Annotated in this window: 21 protein-coding genes and 2 riboswitches; all 21 genes read right to left on the reverse strand. The window is 36.1% G+C overall.

The genetic code is table 11. The features are described from left to right. Window positions 1–15 precede the first annotated feature (15 nt). Complete coding sequence (locus FS935_RS18260; protein ID WP_146950084.1) at window positions 16–585, reverse strand: nitroreductase family protein; 570 nt, start codon at window positions 583–585, stop codon at window positions 16–18. After that, window positions 573–1,358, reverse strand: a complete 786-nt coding sequence (gene cobA / locus FS935_RS18265) for a uroporphyrinogen-III C-methyltransferase (RefSeq protein ID WP_146950085.1) — start codon at window positions 1,356–1,358, stop codon at window positions 573–575. The genes FS935_RS18260 and cobA overlap by 13 nt, the downstream gene beginning before the upstream one ends. Before the next feature lie 27 nt (window positions 1,359–1,385). Then, the gene (locus FS935_RS18270) at window positions 1,386–2,903 is read right to left on the reverse strand and encodes a cobyric acid synthase (protein WP_146950086.1); all 1,518 of its coding nucleotides are present in this window, start codon (window positions 2,901–2,903) and stop codon (window positions 1,386–1,388) included. Further along, window positions 2,896–4,272 (reverse strand): cobyrinic acid a,c-diamide synthase CobB, encoded by a 1,377-nt coding sequence (locus FS935_RS18275; protein ID WP_146950087.1) that lies wholly within the window; start codon window positions 4,270–4,272, stop codon window positions 2,896–2,898. The genes FS935_RS18270 and FS935_RS18275 overlap by 8 nt, the downstream gene beginning before the upstream one ends. 15 nt (window positions 4,273–4,287) lie before the next feature. After that, window positions 4,288–5,412, reverse strand: a complete 1,125-nt coding sequence (locus tag FS935_RS18280; RefSeq protein WP_146950088.1) for a cobalt-precorrin 5A hydrolase — start codon at window positions 5,410–5,412, stop codon at window positions 4,288–4,290. After that, window positions 5,409–6,182, reverse strand: coding sequence for a precorrin-4 C(11)-methyltransferase (cobM, locus tag FS935_RS18285; protein WP_146950089.1), 774 nt, complete (start codon window positions 6,180–6,182; stop codon window positions 5,409–5,411). The genes FS935_RS18280 and cobM overlap by 4 nt, the downstream gene beginning before the upstream one ends. Then, window positions 6,182–6,883, reverse strand: coding sequence for a precorrin-2 C(20)-methyltransferase (cobI, locus tag FS935_RS18290; RefSeq protein ID WP_146950090.1), 702 nt, complete (start codon window positions 6,881–6,883; stop codon window positions 6,182–6,184). The genes cobM and cobI overlap by 1 nt, the downstream gene beginning before the upstream one ends. Beyond that, entirely contained in the window at window positions 6,880–8,103 is a 1,224-nt protein-coding gene (gene cbiE / locus FS935_RS18295; RefSeq protein WP_146950091.1) for a precorrin-6y C5,15-methyltransferase (decarboxylating) subunit CbiE, read from the reverse strand. The genes cobI and cbiE overlap by 4 nt, the downstream gene beginning before the upstream one ends. Then, window positions 8,093–9,205, reverse strand: a complete 1,113-nt coding sequence (locus FS935_RS18300) for a cobalt-precorrin-5B (C(1))-methyltransferase (protein WP_146950092.1) — start codon at window positions 9,203–9,205, stop codon at window positions 8,093–8,095. The genes cbiE and FS935_RS18300 overlap by 11 nt, the downstream gene beginning before the upstream one ends. A gap of 3 nt (window positions 9,206–9,208) precedes the next feature. Then, window positions 9,209–9,856 carry a precorrin-8X methylmutase gene (locus FS935_RS18305; RefSeq protein ID WP_146950093.1) on the reverse strand — a complete coding sequence of 216 codons (648 nt, stop codon included), beginning with the start codon at window positions 9,854–9,856 and terminating at the stop codon, window positions 9,209–9,211. A gap of 12 nt (window positions 9,857–9,868) precedes the next feature. Continuing rightward, entirely contained in the window at window positions 9,869–10,648 is a 780-nt protein-coding gene (gene cobK / locus FS935_RS18310) for a precorrin-6A reductase (protein WP_146950094.1), read from the reverse strand. Continuing rightward, window positions 10,645–11,562, reverse strand: coding sequence for a sirohydrochlorin chelatase (locus FS935_RS18315; RefSeq protein ID WP_146950095.1), 918 nt, complete (start codon window positions 11,560–11,562; stop codon window positions 10,645–10,647). Before FS935_RS18315 ends, cobK begins: the two co-directional genes overlap by 4 nt. 190 nt (window positions 11,563–11,752) lie before the next feature. Further along, a complete protein-coding gene (cobJ, locus tag FS935_RS18320; protein WP_240050954.1) occupies window positions 11,753–13,393 on the reverse strand; it encodes a precorrin-3B C(17)-methyltransferase in 1,641 nt (546 codons plus the stop codon). Between the two features lie 53 nt (window positions 13,394–13,446). Continuing rightward, a complete protein-coding gene (locus FS935_RS18325; protein ID WP_146950096.1) occupies window positions 13,447–13,830 on the reverse strand; it encodes a (2Fe-2S) ferredoxin domain-containing protein in 384 nt (127 codons plus the stop codon). Between the two features lie 157 nt (window positions 13,831–13,987). Then, window positions 13,988–14,180: riboswitch (cobalamin riboswitch) on the reverse strand. A gap of 321 nt (window positions 14,181–14,501) precedes the next feature. Continuing rightward, a riboswitch (cobalamin riboswitch) is annotated at window positions 14,502–14,701 on the reverse strand. A 182-nt stretch (window positions 14,702–14,883) separates the two neighbouring features. After that, window positions 14,884–15,312: a bifunctional adenosylcobinamide kinase/adenosylcobinamide-phosphate guanylyltransferase gene (locus FS935_RS18330; RefSeq protein ID WP_158638649.1), complete on the reverse strand. Its 429-nt coding sequence runs from the start codon at window positions 15,310–15,312 to the stop codon at window positions 14,884–14,886. Next, window positions 15,264–15,890, reverse strand: a complete 627-nt coding sequence (locus FS935_RS18335) for a histidine phosphatase family protein (RefSeq protein WP_146950098.1) — start codon at window positions 15,888–15,890, stop codon at window positions 15,264–15,266. Before FS935_RS18335 ends, FS935_RS18330 begins: the two co-directional genes overlap by 49 nt. Continuing rightward, the gene (cobS, locus tag FS935_RS18340; protein WP_146950099.1) at window positions 15,842–16,615 is read right to left on the reverse strand and encodes an adenosylcobinamide-GDP ribazoletransferase; all 774 of its coding nucleotides are present in this window, start codon (window positions 16,613–16,615) and stop codon (window positions 15,842–15,844) included. The genes FS935_RS18335 and cobS overlap by 49 nt, the downstream gene beginning before the upstream one ends. Next, window positions 16,616–17,167, reverse strand: coding sequence for a bifunctional adenosylcobinamide kinase/adenosylcobinamide-phosphate guanylyltransferase (locus FS935_RS18345; protein ID WP_146950100.1), 552 nt, complete (start codon window positions 17,165–17,167; stop codon window positions 16,616–16,618). Next, window positions 17,164–18,243, reverse strand: a complete 1,080-nt coding sequence (gene cobD / locus FS935_RS18350; protein WP_158638650.1) for a threonine-phosphate decarboxylase CobD — start codon at window positions 18,241–18,243, stop codon at window positions 17,164–17,166. The genes FS935_RS18345 and cobD overlap by 4 nt, the downstream gene beginning before the upstream one ends. A gap of 60 nt (window positions 18,244–18,303) precedes the next feature. Further along, on the reverse strand, window positions 18,304–19,260 hold the full coding sequence (gene cbiB, locus FS935_RS18355) for an adenosylcobinamide-phosphate synthase CbiB (RefSeq protein ID WP_146950102.1): 957 nt from the start codon (window positions 19,258–19,260) through the stop codon (window positions 18,304–18,306). Then, on the reverse strand, window positions 19,257–20,717 hold the full coding sequence (locus tag FS935_RS18360) for an adenosylcobinamide amidohydrolase (RefSeq protein WP_146950103.1): 1,461 nt from the start codon (window positions 20,715–20,717) through the stop codon (window positions 19,257–19,259). Before FS935_RS18360 ends, cbiB begins: the two co-directional genes overlap by 4 nt. Between the last annotated feature and the right edge of the window lie 6 nt (window positions 20,718–20,723).

Here is a 20,723-nt window from a genome sequence, read left to right on the forward strand (position 1 = left end):
TTCTATTGATCATACTTATAACCAAGTTGTTTTTTCTTCATAAGAAGTTCGTTTAGGGTCTTTCATATTACTTCGTTTTTCTTCATCTGGATAACCAATAAATAGATTACCAACAACCTGTTTATTTTCTGGTGAACCGATAAATTGAAATAGTCTTTCATCATGAACAAGACCTACACCTCTTGTTCGCCAAACAAATCCAAGTCCAAGCTCTTTTGCAGCAAGCCACATAGAATGGATCGCACAGCAAACGGCGTATTCATTGTCTTTTGTCGCTTCTTGATCATTCGGTACGATATCAGAAGTAACAATAATATGTACAGGTGTTGTTGTTAATACCTTTAGAGAACTTTCTACTAAATGCGGCTTTGTTGGAAATCGCTCTAGTAAGTATTGTTCTGCAAGATTTTCGTAACGCTTTTTTGCTTCACCCTTTAATACATAAAATCTCCAAGGCTCTCTCATTTTATCATTTGGAGCCCATGTTGCAGCATCAAGTAAAGTCTTGATTTTTTCGTCCTCTACATCTTGTTTGCGGTAATCTCGAATAGCTCTCCGGCTTTTAAGCTCTTTTATAATTGACATAATTCCTCTACCTCACGTTCATTTTTTTCTTGAAACCATTTTATTTTTTCACGTAATGAAACTACTTCCCCAACAATGATAATCGAGGGATGCTCAATTTTTGCATCGATGACGATTTGTTCGATTGTTTCAAGTGTTCCAGTAACAGTTCGTTGTTTATTTGTTGTTCCCCATTGAATAACAGCAACTGGTGTTTGACTTTTTCGACCATTTTCAATTAACTTTGTGCATATATAATGAATATTGCCCACACCCATGTAAAAGGCTAATGTATCAATTCCTTGAGCAAGAGCAGGCCAATTTAGTGTATCTTGTTTTTTATCTGCACGACCATGACCTGTAACAATTGCGAATGATGACGCATGATCTCGATGTGTAACGGTGATACCTGCATAAGCGGGAGCTGCAATTCCTGATGTAATACCTGGAACAATTTCAAAAGGAATGTTTCTTTCTGCAAGTACTTCAGCCTCTTCACCTACACGACCGAATACACAAGGATCTCCTCCTTTTAACCGTGTGACTACTTTTCCTTCCATAGCTTTACAGATTAATAGCTCGTGAATTTGTTCTTGAATTAATTCATGCTTACCTGGAAGCTTTCCACAAAAAATCAGCTCTGCATCAGATTTTGCATGTGTTAATAATTGTTCATTTACTAAACGATCATATAAAATAACATCTGCTTTTTGGATACATTCTAATCCATAAACAGTGATTAACTTAGGATCTCCAGGTCCGGCACCAACTAAATAAACTTGTCCTTTTGTCATGTCCATCCATCCCTCTCTTTCTTTCTTTTAATTGGTTACTGATTTTTGTTGAAATTCTGCCATTTTGGTTTCGATGTACTCTACATCAACATGCTTTCTTACATGATCAGCTAATCTGTCATATGCTTCTTCTCGAATTTGGTTAAATGAGCTTCTGTTCATAATAGGAGGTAACCCTTTTTCCTGACGAACATTGTTTAGCAGTGCTTCACGAAAAGCATCATTATGAAAAATTCCATGAAAATACGTTCCGATCACTCTTTCATCAGAAGTTTTGCATCCATCTAAGCTTGTAGCTAGCTTAATAAGTGGAGCATTGTAGTTCTCCAGCTTTGTTTCACCCATATGAATTTCATAGCCATTAACATGAAAGCTTTGCTGCTGATACGTTAACACACCCTCAGATAATGTGGTTGTTTTTTCTTGAGTAATGGTTGTATGTAAAGGTAAAAACCCTAAACCTTCTGTTGAATAATGTGGTGATTCAATAGCAAATGGATCATTAACCTGCAAGCCGAGCATTTGATAGCCACCACAAATTCCAAAGAAGCGTGTTTGTCCTTTTTGCTGAAGTTGAGCTAGCTTTTGAGCAATACCACTGCTTTTTAAAAACTGTAAATCTTCAATGGTGTTTTTACTTCCTGGTAAGATGACGATATCAGGATTTTTTAGTTGATTTGCTTTTGTAATAAAGCGAATATGACAGTCAGGTTCAATTGTAAAAGGATCAACATCAGTAAAATTAGAGATTTTTGGATACTGGATTACAGCAATATCGAGCTCTTTTTCTTCATCGAAAAGGGCTGTGTACGAATTTAAAATGACAGAATCCTCTGCATCAATATTTAAATGTGGAAGATAGGGTATGACTCCTAGTACTTTTTTTCCTGTGTAGTTCTCAAACCAATCAAGACCTGGCTGCAAAAGACTAATGTCGCCTCTGAATTTATTAATAATTACACCAACAACACGATCACGATCTTCTTTTTCTAGTAATTGTAGAGTGCCTACTAAACTAGCAAATACACCGCCTTTTTCAATATCACCTATTAACACTACTGGTGCATTAGCCATTTTTGCGACACGCATATTAACTAACTCACGATCATTTAAGTTCACTTCTGCTGGACTGCCTGCACCCTCAATGACAATTCGTTCATAGGATTTCTTTAAAGCTGTAAGTGAATGTTGAATTAGCGATAACCCTGTATGAAAGAACTCTCTCCGATAAGCACCAGCTTCCATGTTTTTATAAGGCTTACCATGAACAACAATTTGCGATTCATTCATGCGGTTTGGTTTAATTAAAATCGGATTCATATCTGTTGTTGCTTGTATGTTCGCAGCCTCTGCTTGTACACCTTGCGCACGGCCAATTTCTTTACCATCAAAGGTTATATATGAATTTAAGGCCATATTTTGTGATTTAAATGGAGCTGTTTTATAGCCATCTTGAACAAAAATACGGCAAAAAGCGGTGACAATCACACTTTTACCAGCATCTGAGTGTGTTCCTTGAAACATAATTGGAAGTGATTTAGACATGGGCTTTTCGTTCCTGACAAGTGATGATCCACTTTTCAACCATATCGACACAAGAAGCAAAATGAAAATGAGTATAACCCGCTACAAGGTAATCCTTTAGATAACCCTCTTGTTTCATACCACGCATTCCTTTTGTTTCGTAAGCATAATCAAAATCACTTTCAGAGTGAAACGTACTATAATGAAATTCATGACCTCTTGCTTGCTGTTGATCGTTAAGTAGAAAATTATCTTTATTTCCTGTTATTTCACGATAACCTAATGCAGCAAGCTTTGATTGCATTTTCACATTTCCAGGAATGATTCCGACCATATTATAAAGATGATCTTCTGTTGTAGAAATGGATTCTGTTAAATACATAAACCCACCACATTCAGCTAGTGTTGGTATGTTTTCATTAATTTTTTTCTTGATAGAAGAAAGCATTGTTGTATTTTCTGAAAGATCTTTCGCATACTCCTCTGGAAATCCCCCACCAAGATAAAGTCCGTCAATATCTTCTGGTAGATGCTTATCTGTTAATGGTGAAAAATAGACAAGCCTGGCACCATAAGATTCCAAGATTTCGAGATTTTCTGGATAATAAAAGTTGAATGCTGCATCCTTTGCAACGGCGATTTTTACTGTAGCTTCTTTTTTCTGACGGAAAATAGAATACCTGCTTTCTTCTGGAAGATCTGGAGCAACTGCTAAAGCTAATAATTTATCAAGGTCAATCGTTTCAAGTACTAACTCACCTAATTTATCAAAAAAGGGATCTAGCTCTCCTCTTTCAATAGAAGGGATTAGTCCTAGGTGACGTTCAGGTATTTCAATATCCAGCTCTCGTTTCATATAGCCTACAACGGGAATACCACATTCCTGCTCAATTGCTGTTTTGACAATTTTATAGTGACCTTCACTTCCTACTCGGTTTGCAATAACCCCAATAATATTAGGACCTTCTGCTAAAAGCTGAAATCCTTTCACAATGGCTGCAGCACTGCGCGCCATACTTGCGCAGTTTACAACAAGTAATACAGGGCTTTGTGTGATCATGCTAATATCTGCTGTACTACCTTCATTATTTTTTGGGTTTTTTCCATCAAAAAAGCCCATTACACCCTCGATAATTGAAAGATCTGCTCCTTTACTTCCATGAGAAAAAATATCAAGTACCGTTTCTTTAGGCAGCATCCAGCTATCTAAATTACGAGATGGTCTCTTTGTTACAGCAGTGTGATAGGAAGGATCAATATAGTCAGGTCCACATTTAAATCCTTGAACTGTTAAGCCTTTTTTCATAAAAGCTGACATTAACCCGATTGTTAGCGTTGTTTTACCAACACCACTTCCTGTACCAGCAATAACGAGTCGATTTTGAGACAAATGAATTCCTCCTTTCTAATGAGAAATAAGTGCGACTGACAATGTCACATTTCCTGATTTTTTCTTCGTGATGACTAAAGAATCAGCACCACTATAAAGGCGTGCTGCAGGTTCACTTACAGCATAAGCACCAGTATATTTGAAAACGGTGTCTGACGGAGTTTCGATGTTAACTGAATTTAACTGTTCTGGTGTGTAATATGTAAAATCCCATTGATATTTTTTCGCTAAAGCTACTAATCCTTCTTCGTCTTTTTTTAGATCAATAGAACAAATGGCTTTAACGCTTTTGATTGAAAATTTAAGTTCCTCTAAGGTTTTCTGTATCACTTGTTCAATCTCATCTAAAGAAGTTCCGCGATTACAGCCGATTCCTAGAGCGATAACTTTAGGACGATACAGGACACCGTTATGTAAAAGCTGTTGTTCTTCATTTGATAATAGACGATGTGTTACAAGGAGAGCCGCTTTTGGTTTTGCATGTATCGCTTCTTCCATCGTTTCATAAACTGTTAAATGAGAAGGAAGTGGTTTGTTATAATTCCACCAGTTTCTTTCGCCGGATTCTTGGACAATTGCTACAGGTTCCTCGTTGACTACAGACGCGCTAACAGGTGTTAACTTTTCAGCACTATCCCACACCCAACCAAATTTACGACCAAATAAATCAACAGGTATCGTTTTTTGAACATCTGAAGCTGTTGTGATTACAGGTGTTGCATTAAGATGATCAGCAAGCTCTTTTGTTAATTCATTTGCACCACCAAGATGACCAGATAAAACACTAATCACATGGTTACCTTTATCATCAATTACAACAACTGCTGGATCTGTTTTTTTATCTTTTAACAAAGGAGCAATCATCCGAACAACGGCTCCAAGTGAGATAATCATGACAATGCCTTTATAAGATTGAAATAGTGAAGGCAAAAGCATACGTACATTTCCTTCGAAAAGAGTAATATTGCGCTCAGTTTCGTCACCACGTTCAAATTTAGTCATATAAAACAAATCAGTTTGTGGAAAAGTTGAATGTAAGTTGCGAGCAAGCTCAACACCATGCTTTGTAATCGCGACAACTGCGTAGCTTCCAGTTGGTTGTAAAGAAAACTGTTTTCCTTCGGCTAAAACAAGTGTCATGATTTCACTCCTTTTCGAAAGCCGTGTGTAAACTCTTTATCATAAAGCTTAGATCGAAAATCCTTTTCATGAATGTCCTTGTCCAATGCCCAACCAGCTAAGATCATCGCTTGTTTACGAATACCATTCACACGCATATCTTCATCAAGATTTTCTAATGTTGAGCGAACAATCTTTTGGTCTGGCCATGTTGCTTTATAGACAACACCTACAGGAGTATCCTTGCTCCAGCCAGCATCAAGAAATTCTTTTACTATTTTTTTTGTAAGTGTTGCACTTAAAAATAGAGCAACAGTACAATGATGCTTTGCAAGATCTCTTAGCTTTTCTTTATCAGGTACAGGTGTACGACCTTCAGCACGAGTTAAAATTACGGTTTGTGTTAAATCTGGAATCGTAAGTTCAGCACCTAAAGCAGCGGCCGAAGCAAAAACAGAGCTAACACCTGGAATAATCTCTACTGTTACATCTTGTTTATTCAAAATAGAGATTTGCTCCATTATCGCTCCGTAAACAGCTGGATCTCCAGTATGAACACGTACAACTTTTTTTCCAGATGTAACACGATCAACCATAAGCTCGACCATTTCTTCTAAATGCATACCAGCTGTTTTAATGATTTCAGCTTCTGGCTTTGCTTTAGCTATTAACTCAGCACTTACTAATGAATCTGCATATAACACAACATCGGCTTGCTGTAATAAAGTTAAGCCTTTTACTGTGATTAAATCTGGATCTCCAGGACCAGCACCTATAATTGTGATTTTCATTATTTTCTCACCACCATTAATGTTAAATATTCTAATTCGACACGATCTAGCTCATGAATATCCCAGATGATTTCTTCATCTGAAGTCACTTTTGTTACTACCGACGCTTTATCAAGTAAATCTAAATCTCGAAGAACGTGAAGTATTAAATCAATCACCTTTGCTACTTTGATAAAAATAACACAATCATGATCTACTAAGGCCTTTTTCATAGCTTCATAATCATCTTGTGCAGGAATAATCGCAACATGATCATCACCCTCAGCTAGAGCAATTCCTAGTCTTGATGCAGCTCCATTTATTGAAGAAATCCCAGGTACAGTTTGGATAGTCACTTCAGGATAACGTTCCTTCATTAAATTCATCATATGAATAAATGTGCTATATAAAAGAGGATCTCCCTCTGTTACAAACGCAACATCTTTCCCAAGCTTTAATTTTTCCCACACTAGCTCAACAGTTTGTGACCACTCTCGTTCCAAAATATCAGGATCTTTTGTCATTGGAAAAACAAGTCCAAGCATTTCCTTTTCACCTGGTGTGATATACACATCAATAATTCGATGGGCATAGCTTTTACTACCTTTTCTTTTCTTTGGGTAGGCAATAACAGGTGATTCCTTTAGTTTACGAAAAGCCTTCACCGTAAGAAGTTCAGGATCCCCTGGTCCAACCCCTAATCCGTATAAAGTTCCAATCATGTTCTTTCTCCTTTCGGATGCTTTGCTGTAATGATATAAATCGGATTTAATGCGTCAAATCTTGTTAAGTTTAATATTGGCTTACTTCTAGAAACTTGAGCTAAAGTAATTGTTGTTTCAAGACCATTCTCTTTAAATAGTTCAACAGCTTGTGCAAGATTTTCAATTGTCACAGCGTTTAGTACTATTCGTCCGTTTTCATTTAACCGATGACAACAAACAGATAAGATATCTGCCATACTACCTGCCGTACCACCAATAAATATTGCATCTGGATTTGGAAATTCATCTAATCGTTCAGGTGCTTTTCCTTGAACAATTGTAAAATCGGTTCGGAATTTCACCATATTTGCGCGACAGTTTTCAAGGTCATGATCATTTTTTTCAATCGCAAATACTTGTCCTTCCTTCGCTATTAAGCAAGCTTCAATTGCTACAGAGCCTGTGCACGTTCCAATATCCCATACAACGCTATTTTCCTTTAGCTTTAATTCACTAAGACTAAGGGTGCGAATTTCTTTTTTGGTTAATAAGCCTTTTTCAGGTTTTCTTTGGTGAAATTCTTCATCATCTATTCCAAAAGAGTAGGTGATTGGCTGTGAAGTTTGTTTTAAAATCACAACATTAAGCGGAGAAAACTCAGCGTTCTCCAATTCTTCTAACTCAAAATATTGACATCTTTCGTTTTCCCCACCGAGATTCTCTGCTACAAATGCTCTGTACTCATTTATCTGAAATGAGCGTAAATAACGAGCAATCTTAGCTGGTGTGTTTTCTGCATCTGTCAAAATTGCAATCTTTTTTTTATCATTTATTTTTTGCGCAAGACCCTTCATGCAACGACCATGAACACTAACAACATATGCGTCTTGCCAGCTTTCATTCATTTTTGCAAAGGCCTGCTGAATGGAGCTTATGTAAGGGTAAATTTCAACATCGAGCTTTGTGGCTAAATATCGTCCAATGCCATAAAATAATGGATCACCAGAAGCTAAAACTACAATTACTTTGTTACTTTCTTGATGCTGTTGAAGTGATGTGACAAGTGTAGATAGAGCTCCTTTGATCACAATTTTATCTCCATCATAGTCCGGGAAAAATGCTAATTGCCTTTCTCCACCAACTAAGATTTCGCTATCAGAAATCCATGATTCATAGATTGGTAGAAGACTGTGTTTTCCATCATCACCAATGCCAATTACTTTAATGTTAGTTGTCATCTTTTCCTGCCTTTCCAAGCAACAAGCCTTTCATTGTATACAGACTTGTTTCTATTGATAGTCCACCTTTTATTTCCTTTAAGCCTGATTCACAGCAATATGTACATAATTGTGTGAAAAAAGAGTGATAGCCATGTTCATAAAGGATGTCACCAACTTGAGAGGCTGTGTTGGCTTGTTTTATCTGTTCAAGGAGCTGCTCATCAGTCACACCAATTTCCTTGGCAACTTCAGCTAAAAAGCCAAAGTCAACAGGTGCACTTTTTGAATGAACCATCATAACTCCTTGAGCAACCTTTGAAAATTTCCCCATCATTCCGACTAATGAAACCCTTTTGATTCCTTGACGTTTGCATTGCTTTAATGTAAAACCTACAAAATCTCCCATTTCAATAAATGCTTCCTCTGGGAGCTCAGGGTATTGCTGCATGGCGTATTTTTCACTTCGTCCACCAGTGGTAATCACCACATGCTCACAATTACTAGCTCTTGCTACACTTATTGCTTGTACAATACTTGCCATATAAGCAGAGCTAGAAAAAGGAATAACAGTACCTCGTGTACCTAAGATCGATATCCCACCGATAATACCAAGTCGTTTATTAAGCGTCTTTTCAGCCATTTTTTCTCCGTCTGGTACAGAAATAACGATCGAAATCCCTTTTGTTACACCATATTCAGCAAGAACACTTTCAGCTGTTTCAAGGATCATTTTTCGTGGAACAGGGTTGATCGCCGCTTCACCGACAGGAACTGGTAGACCTTCTTTGGTCACACGACCAACACCAATTCCACCATCAAGTGTGATACAGGTTTCTTTTTGCCAAGAAACAGTTGCTTTAATAAGTGCACCATGTGTAGCATCAGGATCATCACCAGCATCTTTTATTGTGCCAGCTTCAGCAGCTGTATGCTCAACCACACAGCTTTCCATCTCAAAGGTGACAAATTTTCCAACAGGCAAATAAATCGTTGCTTCAAACTGAGGTTCACCTGTAATTAAGGCAATTAGAGCGGCTTTTGTCGTCGCTGTCGCACAGGCTCCTGTTGTATAGCCTGTACGCATTTCTTTTTTATCCTTCTTTTTCGTTTTTTCTTCCATTTTTTATTCCTTTTCAGCTAAAAGAGAGATTGCATTTAATGCTGCAACCGTAACAGTACTACCACCTTTTCTGCCCACATTTGTAATAAATGGAATATCTAGTTTTGCTAATTCTTCCTTTGATTCTGGTGCTGAAACAAAGCCAACTGGTAGTCCAATAACTAGACTAGGCTTAGCTATTCCTGCTTTAACAAGGCGAATAAGCTCTAATAAAGCAGTCGGAGCATTTCCAATCGCGAAAATTCCTCCATCAAACTGTTGAATGGCTTTTCTTACTGAGATAATGGCTCGAGTGGTGTTTAAGCTTTTAGCTTCCTTCATCACATCAGGATCAGAAATATACACATTTACACTACCGCCATGCTTTTCAATACGAGCTTTGCTTACTCCAGCTAAAATCATTTGTACATCAGCATACACTTGTTCTCCGTTACGTATCGCATCAATTCCAGCTTGAATGGCTTTTTCATGGATAATCATACTATGACCTAATTCAAAATCAGCTGATGCGTGAACAACACGTTGAACAACTTTGTATTGTTCCTCTGTAAAGGAATGTTCACCAAATTCAGAGTCAATCATCTCAAAGCTCATTCCTTCGATTTCTTGAGGTTGAACTGTTAAAGGTTTAAAATCTGTCAGAAAGTCCATTTTATTTTCCTCCTAATTAGGTAGTGGTTTTGGTAGTAGTTCATCGATTTTATGTAAAACATCTGAAAACGTTGAAAAAGATTGTCCATAATCTACTTTCGGTCGTTTAATCATAATGACTTTAATTCCTAACTCAATTGCTGCATCAAGCTTCTCATCAACAGAGCCTGCTTTTCCGCTTTCTTTCGTAATCATTGTTGTTACACCAAATTGTTTATAAAGAGCGGTATTAAAGTCCTTAGTAAAAGGCCCTTGAATCGCTACAATATCTTTTTGGGGGAAACCTAATTCCGCGCATTTTTCCATATTATCTTTTCGTGGTAACATTCTTGCAATCACACGTGTGTTGTCAAGTGGAAGTAGCTTTTCTGTGAAAACCTGTAATGTTTTACTTCCAGTTGTTAACATAATGACACCTTGTTTTTCGGCTGCTTTTTCAGCTGCATCCGCATAGCTATCAACAAGTGTAATTAAAGGATGAAGAAAATCCTGTGATTCTCTTTCATAGCGAATATACGGAACATTGGCATCATGTGCACCCTTTCTTGCTTGAATACTTGCTTCCTCTGCAAAAGGATGAGATGCATCAACAACTAATGTGAATTCTTGCTGAGTAATAATTCTAGTAAAATCTTCACTTGTAAGTCTTCCAACGATCACTTTCAGTCCTACTTTTTCCATTTCACTTCCTGCGTTTTCAGTCACAACTGTTGTGACAATATTGTATCCTACGCTTTGTATTTGAAGTGCTAGCTCTCTTGCATCACTAGTTCCGGCCAAAAACAAAATCATATTTTTTGAACCTCATGATGATGTTCATGTTTGTGATCATGGTTATGATGATCGTGTTCGTGTTCGTGATGATGGTCGTGGTCATGATCATGGTGGTGATGGTGATCAATATGCTGCATGGCATCAATTCGATAAACACATGTATCACAATTCATTTTCACTTCACCTTGCAGTGCTTCTTGTATTCGATCAGAAATAATCTTCTTTAAACGATCGTGAAAACCGAAATAACCCGCTAGCTTAAACTCAACTTCTGGATAGCTTTGCTGAAATTCTTCGATTAAAGTTTCTAGTCGTTTAATTAATACACCTGTAAACAAGAAATAAGGAAGAATCACGATTTTCTTTGCTCCTAATTTTACACAGCGATCAACACCCTCTTTTATAAGTGGATCTGTTACACCCATAAAAGCAGGCTCTACAAATTTATAGGAAAGCTTTTCCCATAATAATCTAGTAATCTTGTATAAATCACTATTTGCATCAGGATCACTTCCACCACGACCTAATAAAATCACAGCTGTGTCTGGGTCATGTTCATTAATCGTTTCGCCAACTTCTTCTAAACGACTTTTGCAAATTTCTAAAGTTTCTTCATGAATACCGAATGGTCTACCATATGTAAAGCTAACATGTGGGTATTTTTCCTTTGCTTCATCGATTGCCGCTGGAATATGAATCTTGGAATGTCCTGCTGCTAAAAGCATAAGAGGAATCACGAAAATACTTGTTGCTCCCTTTTCAACACACATTTGAATTCCTTGGTTAATTGTGGGTCTTTCAAATTCTAAAAAGCATGTTTCAATCAGTAATTCGCTATCAAGATAAGGTACTAGTTCTTCAATTGTTTGGCGCACTTGCTCATTTCCTTGGGGATCACGACTACCATGGCCAACTAGTAATACAGCTTTCATTTTCATCTCTCCGATCTTTTTTTAGGCTGTTTTCGTAAACTTTTTAGTGTTTTGAATCCTATTGGAAACAACTCTGTATAAAGTCTATTGGCATCCTTTGTTCTACAAATTGTAATTTTTATGCGATGAAACACTTGTTACAACAGTTAAAGATGTCAATTAGCAACAATCTTTCAGAAAAGAGCTCTTTTTAATCTCCACATGGAGCTGGTTCTATTTCGATCTTTGGTGTCATGTCTTTATATTGGAAGTTTTGAATTTTACCAACACGTTTGAAATATTTAAAAAAACGTTCATTTGGATGTCCTTTTTCTTTGTACTCTAATACGATATTTTCAATCAATTCAACAATGTCATCAGGCTCAATTCCTTCTGCAACAGGCTGCCCAGCGTGAGCGGTTCTACCTACAGTTTTTGCTCCTAAAAACAAATCGAATTTCCCTTTTCTAAAAACAATACCAATATCTTCATTAACAGCCCCAAAGCAAGCCATTCCACAACCATTAAAACCGAGCTTTAATTCCTTTGGTAAATCAAGACCACTTAGTTTTTGATGGATTTTTTCAGCATGAGGTATGGAATCTTTTTTCTCACCTTCACAAAAGTCACAGGCTTTTATTTGAAAAACATCACCAATTGGTTCTAAAATAAAGCCGACATCTGTTAATTTTTTTGTTACATCTTCTGGCTCAGCTGTTGGAACCTTTACATAAATTTGATGATGTGGTGTATATTCCATTGATCCTTTTTTACCAACAACTTCTGCTAATGTAATAAGTTGTGTTGGTGTGAACTTTTTGTTTGCAATACCAGGACTAACAGCAAATTCGAAGATAGATTCAACAGGATGATGAACAGCAGCAGGAGTGGTATCATAAGTCTGCTTCTTTTCAACTTTAGTAAGAGCTTCAATGGCTAACTCTAAGGAAGAACCTGTTGCTGCTGTAGCTAGTCTTCTTTTTTCCTTAACTGCAACATTTGTTACTGAATCATTTTTCCCTTGATGAAGGGCCCATGGTTCGTTTTCATGGCGCAATCTTTCATGTGGTCTTAATCTCTGCTCTGTTGTATTTAACGTATATTTCCGTTGATATCCTCTTGGTGTGATAATTTTATTGTCATATAAGAACGTGGAAGAATTTCCAATGACGACTGTTGTTAACATCCCAATATCAAAATCAAGCATATGTTCAAGATCTGTAATTTCAACATGCTGACGATCACGGTAAGCACTTTTTACAAGACCTACCGGTGTACTTGGTGAACGATATTTTAGTAAAATTCGTTGCGCCTCTTGAATTTGTCTTGTACGACGACCGCTTTTCGGATTATAGAAAGTAACAACAAAATCAGCTTGTGCTGCAGCTTCTATTCGTTTTTCAATTAAATTCCATGGTGTTAAATGATCACTTAAACTAATTGTGCAGGCATCATGCATAACAGGAGCACCAAGCAAAGATGCACAAGAATTGATCGCAGATATTCCTGGAATTACCTCTACTGAAACACCTGTTGCTTCTTTCCAGCCCTTTTCTATAAGTACCTCGTAAACAAGACCTGCCATCCCATAAACTCCAGCATCACCACTAGAGATCACCGCTACTGTTTTCCCTTCTTCTGCGTAACGAACAGCTGCTTGGGCACGACTTACTTCCTCAGACATACCTGTACTAATGATTTTTTGATTTGTGAGGTAATCTTTAATCAAATCAACATATGTTTTATAGCCGATAATATAATCGCTTTCTTTAATTGCTTCCATTGCTCGATTTGTCATATGTTCAAAGCTTCCTGGACCAAAGCCAATGACAAGTAACTTTCCTCGCAACATACGATCATCCTTTCATAGGTTACTAGCTTTTAATCACGTTTACGAAGTGTAAATTACACACTCTCTTTAATAGGCTTTTGGATCCCTTTAATCGATTTACTAGTTTCAGGTGCAACGAATGATTCATCTTCATAATGATAGATCACTGCTTCTTCTAAAACTTCTCCACCTGCTAAGTGAGTTTGAACAATTTTCCTACCTAAATCAGGTGATAACGCTTTGTACCAAGTCCCCTCAGGATAAACAATGGCAACACATGCATCTTTACATCTTCCATTACAGCGCGTTCGTGTTGTATGAATTTTCGTATCTAAATCTAGTCTTGTAATTTCATCACGAATGGCTTGTGTTACTTCTTCTCCATCTTTTCTCATACAGCTACTACCATTACAAATAAGTACATGATGCTTTGTTTCCGATAAATTCCAAGTTGTCATGCTTTGACACGTCCTTTTCTCATGAATTGAAAGATATTTTTAGAAATTTAGTAGATTCTCAATAAAAAAAACCTCTACTTAGGTAGAGGTGTACAAATACGCATAAACATACAAATTGCGATATTTATAACACATCTACCTATTTTCCCGTAGGTATGTGTATACAATAAATTAGGCAGGTTTCCTGACTTAGGATCATAGATTACATGCGTCTTCCCGATTTTGTTAAATCAGTGACGGTTAGCATGCAAGCTCCCCATAACAGTGGCGGGTACCGTGACGGTTTTTCACCGTGCTTCCCTTTTAACCAAGCAAATCAATGCTATGGCACCTAATTTGATTTTTTCGTTTAGCTAGTTTAATGGTTATTACAAATTAATAGAGTATATGTCCAAAAGCGAAATGATAGTAAAACTTTTTTGGGTTATCAATCAACATAGATGACACGAACCTCTTATGTACCTTAGGTCTAGTTGTGCATCATCCATTTATGCATTAGTTTCACTTTTTTTCGTCCAAAATGAGTTGTAATACATCATGCTTAGAACATAAACCAATATAAAAAATCCGCACACAATTGTGAGCGGATGAAAACGACAGCAGCATGAAACAAGAGTAATACTTGTTATATGAATTGCGATCGTTTCACCTTCTCACCTCCCGAAGAAACTGAAACTTGATAAATTAAGACAGGTCTCCTGACTTGTGCTTCAATCTACTTTAAGACCTTCCCATTTAAAACCTTTATACTAGAAAAGGATTTCAAACAGTGGTTATCTTATTTCGTCCACACTTACAGTTGCGGGAACAGCTCTGGAGTTTCACCAGATTCCCTTTTAAGCCGATAGGCATCTTAACTTATTGCTTCTATTTAATTATGTATGAATGTCTATTTGCTATAATATATGAATATTCGATGTATTTCAATAACATTTTTACATCTATCATTGATAAAAGGTAAATACAATTAAGATTCATTGATTGAATTTGCTGAAATTTATGTTTTTTTTAGATGATTTGCTTACTATGATTTAGTTATATCTAAATAATGATTCATTTAATTTTTCTAGCTAATCCATGCCAGCAATAATAAACTTCTTCAGCCTTATTTGCAGCATATTGTAAGATCCAGCCACATACATCACGAATGTTCCTGTTTTTTTCTAGCATCGGAACAATTCCTCTTCCCATTTCTAACATAATAAAATAAAAGGGAAATTGTAATGATTTTTCGGCTTCACATAGCTTATCAATTTCTTCAATAAAAAAGCTTTTAACTTCGTCAATTGATTTTCCACTTATTAATTGTTCTTCAACCCACTTTTCCCAGCCTTCCATAACGAAAGTTGAATTCTGTTTGAGGGAAGTTTGCCATTTACTGAATTCATCGCCATTGTAGGCACTATGCAAAATAAGGTTCTCACAACTTTGTTTTACGATTTTTCTTTTTCCTGAATAGGCACCACCGACCACGAGCTGCATATCCATTCCCCCTTACTTTGTATTAAAGTTACCTTATAGCCATTTCCATGATTAACAGGTAATTCCCATAGGTTGTTTGTAATCTTAAATTTAAGTAAACAAGAACGTATTGTCCCTCCATGTGTGACTATTAAAATGTTTTTGCTTTCTTGGTAATTTAGCGACAAAAGATCATTAAAAAAGTCATCAATTCGTGCTTGTAATTGTGTTAGTTTTTCACCGTTTGGAGGGGAAAGGTTATGCATATCATCAAGCCAAGCGCGGTACTCAGCATCATTTTTTAATAAATTATAAGTTTTACCTTCCCACTCACCAAAATTCAATTCTCTTAATCTAGTATCTAAACAAACAGGTGCATTCTTTATTAGAAGTTTAGTTGTTTGGACACAACGTTTAAGATCACTTGAGAAGCAATAGTGGAATTTTATTCGTTTTAATCCTGATTTTAAAACAGTAAATTGCTCTTCATGATGATTAATTAAAGGCTCATTAGTATGACCTAAGTATCGCTTTTCAAGATTGGATTTTGTCACACCATGACGAATGAGATATATATCCAAACAATTGCCAGTCCACATAGTTCTCCTCCCTCTATAGAAGTACCGACTAAGTCTCCATTAATTCCATGAAAGGTGTTTTTGATCCATTTTCGTCCTATAAAAAAAAGAATTAAATAAGCTATTAAAAGAAGTAACATAATCGGAGCAATGATAATAATAATACTTATTGGTAAGAACGCAAGAATCATCTCTTTATGTGTAAGGTATTTCTTCCATTCAAAAGCAAGTCCTTCTCTTTTCATCACTGGTACATTAAATAAAAGGAGAAGTGCTAGTAAACGACTACATGCAGGAATGAATAATAGAATGATTGAAAGTTGATCAAACTCTACCGATTTAGCATTGAGCAAACCATAAATAAACGCAGTTTTCCAACCAATATGAAAGATAACAGCAAGAACTGAAAAGCTCCCAACATGAGGGTCTTTCATAATTTCCCGTTGCTTCTCAGGAGAACCATTTGAGCCTAATGCATCTGCAACATCCATTAACCCGTCAAGGTGTAAACCACCAGTTAAAAATACCCATAATGAAATTAAGGCAAAAGCAGTCATCCAATGTGGTAAAACGGGATAGAAAAGATAAAGAAAGGAAATTAAAAGTCCACCTATCACAAATCCAACAAGCGCAAACGAGACAAGTGCCCCTTTAATTGTTCCTTTTTCCCAAGAAAGTGTAAGCGGAATCGGTATCCTTGTTAAAAATTGTAGAGCTAGTAAAAAGCCATGAAAAAAGGCAATCACTCATTCCCCCTCCTTCCACTGAATCGGAATTCCGGCAATGACTTGATAAGCAGCATCACATTCACTAATAAGAAAGTGATGGACATTTTCGAGTGCATACATATATTGATGAGTAAAATAATCCTTCACTAGCATGCCTTCATTTAAATCATTTGAAACAATAAAAAGATTTAGTTGTTTTCGTATGCTAATATCAATCCAACTCGTCACTTCTTCAATTAATTGAGTTAAGTCTGCTTGTTTTTTGTACATCATATTGTTTAACCATAGTGTTAAACAGTCGATTAGTAGCACATCCTGATTATGTAGATTTTCTAGTAAAGTTGATAAGTTCATCGGTGCTTCAAGTGTATCCCATAAATTTGATCGTTCGTGAACATGCCTATTAATACGATCCTTCATTTCACCGTCAGAACGCTCTGCCGTTGCGATATAATAAAGTTTGTTATTTATAGATGTGTTGTTTAAATTTTGGTGATATGTTTCCAAAGCAAGTTTTTCTGCATAGGAGCTTTTACCAGATCTTGCTCCACCTGATATAAACGTAATCATTGTTGCTCCCTCCACAAACGTAACACATTAAGTAGATATTTGTTTTCCTCTTCATTACGAACAGCCAGCCTTAAATAACGACCCTCTAGTTCTTTAAATGTTTGAGTATGACGAGGAATTAGTTGATGGTTTAATAAAAAACGAAATAACTCTTCTGTATTTTTATGATCATCTTGAAGTAAATAAAAATTTACAACTGTTGGAGAAACATAAAAACCTAGACTAGTAAGTTCAGCTTTCATATATATTAATTGTTTTTTAAGCCAGTTTTTTGTATGTTCAATAAAAGTTTCATCTGCAAATAAATAAGGCAAAAGACTAGTTACAACTCCATTTATACTCCAAGGAATTTGTTTTGAGCGCAATTTGTTAACTTTGTGTTGATTAGCAATAATATATCCAAGTCTTAAACCGGGTACTGAATAGATTTTTGTTAAAGAACGTAGCAAAATTAAATTGTGGTTGGTTTCTACTAAAGATGTTAAATCTTCATACTCGCTTGGAGCAAAATGAATAAAAGCTTCATCAACAATAATTGTTGTTCCATACTTAGAAGCATTTTCGATGATTATTTTCATTTCGTCTATAGATGTCATTGTCCCAGTTGGGTTATTTGGTCGACATATAAAAACAATATCTACTTCATGAAGCTTTTCTACTATGGATTCAAGTGGAAGTGTAAAATGATTATCATCAGAAAGTGATAGTGACGAAACATCTATGTTATAAACCTCACAAGCGCGTTTATATTCAGAAAAAGTTGGTTCAATTACTAATGCTTTTTGTCCTGAAAAAAGATGTGCAATAAGGAAGATTGCTTCAGCGCCTCCATTTGTAAGAAGAACATGATCTTCTGGTAAATTCTCATGTTTAGATACTAGTTTTGTTGCCTCCATGTAATCTGGATCTGGATAGTTTTGGATTTGTTTGAAAGATTGCAAAAATTCCTGTTTTATTTTTCGTGGTGGTCCCAATGGATTGAGATTTGCACTAAAATCGTATATTTTTTCGTTTTGATTAATACCAGTTAATTCGAAAATTTTAGATGGTTGACCACCATGTGCGGGCCACTTCATGTACATCAAGCCTTTCTTGTTTGATTAGAGGCTATCATTGTGAACAAATAGATAAAAATCTTATATCAGGGTAATACAAAAAAGAAGGATTATAAATACGATCCAAGCTCCATGCATAAATAAAACTGTACTCGTTATATCCCCTACATGTAGCTTTCGATAAAAATGACCCATTTCAGCTCGATAGGAAACAATTCCTTCATACTTGTTTTGCCCACCTAAAACCACACCTAATAAGCCTGCTGTCATGGCTTCAGGCCAACCGCCGTTTGGACTTGGGTGTTTTTTCGCATCACGAAATGTAACTTTAAGAGCATTCCATCGTCTTAATTTTGGGACAAATAATGAAAAAATCCACATGCACAATGCAGTAAGACGGGCTGGAACATAGTTTGCCAGATCATCACAACGAGCTGATGCCCATCCGAAATCTATGAATTTTTCATTTTTGTAACCGACCATAGAATCTAGTGTATTGATTGCACGATAAGCCATTGCTAAAGGTGCCCCACCGATTAAGGCCCAAAATAATGGGGAAATCACTCCGTCAACTGTGTTTTCAGCCACTGTTTCTACAGTACCGCGAACAATTTCAGATGCTGGTAAATCATGTGTATCACGTCCAACAATATACCCGAGTTTTTTTCTAGCCGTTATCAAGTCATTATTTTTCAATGGTTTTTGAACATCTGTTGCTGCCTGCTGTAAGCCTTTTATCGCAACTGTGGAAGAAATAAAGTAAATCTCAAATAATAGCGAAAGAATTGGATGAATTAGTGCTAGTACCTCTAAAACGAAATAAACAAAAAGATAGGTTCCACCAACAATGCTAATCAGTAATAACAAACCTTTACATTTACGATATCTATCTTTATTCCATGCTTCTTCAAGAGTGCTAATTCCTTTTCCAATGATAATAACAGGATGTGGAGTCCATTTAGGATCACCAATTAAGCCGTCGAGTAAAACAGCGAGTAAAATAAGATAGACATGAAGATCAAAGACACTCATTATCATATCTTTTTCTTCCGTTTTTCATAGTTATGTAGTGCCTCAATTAAACCATTGTAGACAACCTTTCCTATGGCTTTTCCAAGCTTTGTTCCTGAACCAGCATATGTTGTTGATTCACCATTTTGTGTTGATGCTATTAATGTGGAATCTGTAGATGTACCAGTGGCAATCGTTTGGGTGTTGGGATCTTTTATTTGTAGATCTGTAAATACTTTTGTTTTAGCTTCTGTTGCAGATTGGATACTATTAACTAGTGCTCCATCTGTTAAATGTGCATCAAGAAATATCATGATATTAACAGTTCCAATTTTATCGCTAGAATTTTGGTGCTGCTGTGTGATGTCAACAGCATTTCCAACACCTGCTGTAATGACTGATAAAATTTCAATGCCTTCTATATTCTCTTTAATAACACTTTTATCCTCTAAAATAACAGCTGTCATCATCCCAACTGTATCATAAGTCGAAATCTTTGCTTGTTGTAGCCAATTTAGAATATCTTGCTTTGGATTTGAACAATTGTAATTGTAGTGAACATGAAAATTACAGAAATTTCTACTCCAATAAAGTCCTTCACCTAATACAGCGTTTGAAATTGTTCGCATAGGATGTGGGAAATGAATATGGATAAAGTTCTTTGTTGTGTTAATTTGATAATCAAGATTTGTATGTAGTTGTTTCGTTTTATTCGGTATTAAGGAAATTTGCGGTTTTGCAATCACAGGGTGAAAGTTTGTTTTGATAGCTACTTCATAAACTTGTTGTAGTTTTTCTTCTTTTTGTAATAAAGATAGATCACCTGTTTCAACTAAAAGACCATGATGTAATAAACCTATTTTATTTGCAAATAGTGAAGCGATATTTAAATCATGTAAAATCGCAATAATCGTTAATTCATGATTTTTTTGATACTCTTGTAAATGTTGAAGCATTTCAAGAGTATGCCTCATATCCAAATGATTGGTTGGTTCGTCTAATATCAATATCTTAGGCTCTTGTGCTAATGCTTTCGCAAGCAAAACACGTTGTTTTTCTCCACCACTTAACTGTTTAAATAGCTTATTTCTATATTGATCTACATATGTTTTTTCCATTACATCTTTGACAATCTCTTTATCATAATTTGATATAGACTTAAAAAATCCCTTTTGATGTGGATAGCGACCAAGGCTGACAATCTCTTCAACAGAAAAGTCGAATTCTACAGCTGCTTCTTGTGATAAAACAGCCATCATTTCCGCTCTTTCTATAGAGGAATACTGTTGCAATAGCTTATTCATAATTGTGATTGAACCTAATTGTAATGGCAATACACCTGTGATTAATTTACTTAGGGTGGTTTTTCCGCTGCCATTTGGACCAATTAATGCATAAAAGTGCCCCTTATCAATTGTAAGGCTGATATTTTTAACAATGCTCTTTTTCAAATAGCCACCTGAAACATTTTGAAGTGTTATCATAACTCT

The organism is Metabacillus litoralis (genome assembly GCF_007994985.1).
Classification (GTDB): Bacteria; Bacillota; Bacilli; order Bacillales; family Bacillaceae; genus Metabacillus; species Metabacillus litoralis.

Bases quoted from the DNA above. Each gene is read 5' to 3' on its own strand.
- FS935_RS18345 (WP_146950100.1), bottom strand. From the start codon at position 17,167: ATGATTACGTTTATATCAGGTGGAGCAAGATCTGGTAAAAGCTCCTAT.
- FS935_RS18360 (WP_146950103.1), bottom strand. From the start codon at position 20,717: ATGATAACACTTCAAAATGTTTCAGGTGGCTATTTGAAAAAGAGCATT.
- FS935_RS18305 (WP_146950093.1), bottom strand. From the start codon at position 9,856: ATGGACTTTCTGACAGATTTTAAACCTTTAACAGTTCAACCTCAAGAA.
- cobD (WP_158638650.1), bottom strand. From the start codon at position 18,243: ATGAAGTGGCCCGCACATGGTGGTCAACCATCTAAAATTTTCGAATTA.
- cobI (WP_146950090.1), bottom strand. From the start codon at position 6,883: ATGATTGGAACTTTATACGGATTAGGGGTTGGACCAGGGGATCCTGAA.
- cbiB (WP_146950102.1), bottom strand. From the start codon at position 19,260: ATGATAATGAGTGTCTTTGATCTTCATGTCTATCTTATTTTACTCGCT.
- FS935_RS18335 (WP_146950098.1), bottom strand. From the start codon at position 15,890: ATGTGGACTGGCAATTGTTTGGATATATATCTCATTCGTCATGGTGTG.
- cobM (WP_146950089.1), bottom strand. From the start codon at position 6,182: ATGAAAATCACAATTATAGGTGCTGGTCCTGGAGATCCAGATTTAATC.
- cbiE (WP_146950091.1), bottom strand. From the start codon at position 8,103: ATGACAACTAACATTAAAGTAATTGGCATTGGTGATGATGGAAAACAC.
- cobA (WP_146950085.1), bottom strand. From the start codon at position 1,358: ATGACAAAAGGACAAGTTTATTTAGTTGGTGCCGGACCTGGAGATCCT.
- FS935_RS18325 (WP_146950096.1), bottom strand. From the start codon at position 13,830: ATGACAACTTGGAATTTATCGGAAACAAAGCATCATGTACTTATTTGT.
- FS935_RS18270 (WP_146950086.1), bottom strand. From the start codon at position 2,903: ATGTCTAAATCACTTCCAATTATGTTTCAAGGAACACACTCAGATGCT.
- FS935_RS18315 (WP_146950095.1), bottom strand. From the start codon at position 11,562: ATGAAAGCTGTATTACTAGTTGGCCATGGTAGTCGTGATCCCCAAGGA.
- FS935_RS18260 (WP_146950084.1), bottom strand. From the start codon at position 585: ATGTCAATTATAAAAGAGCTTAAAAGCCGGAGAGCTATTCGAGATTAC.
- FS935_RS18300 (WP_146950092.1), bottom strand. From the start codon at position 9,205: ATGGAAGAAAAAACGAAAAAGAAGGATAAAAAAGAAATGCGTACAGGC.
- FS935_RS18330 (WP_158638649.1), bottom strand. From the start codon at position 15,312: ATGCAGCTCGTGGTCGGTGGTGCCTATTCAGGAAAAAGAAAAATCGTA.
- cobK (WP_146950094.1), bottom strand. From the start codon at position 10,648: ATGATTTTGTTTTTGGCCGGAACTAGTGATGCAAGAGAGCTAGCACTT.
- FS935_RS18280 (WP_146950088.1), bottom strand. From the start codon at position 5,412: ATGACACTTGTTTTAGCCGAAGGAAAACAGTTTTCTTTACAACCAACT.
- cobJ (WP_240050954.1), bottom strand. From the start codon at position 13,393: ATGTTGCGAGGAAAGTTACTTGTCATTGGCTTTGGTCCAGGAAGCTTT.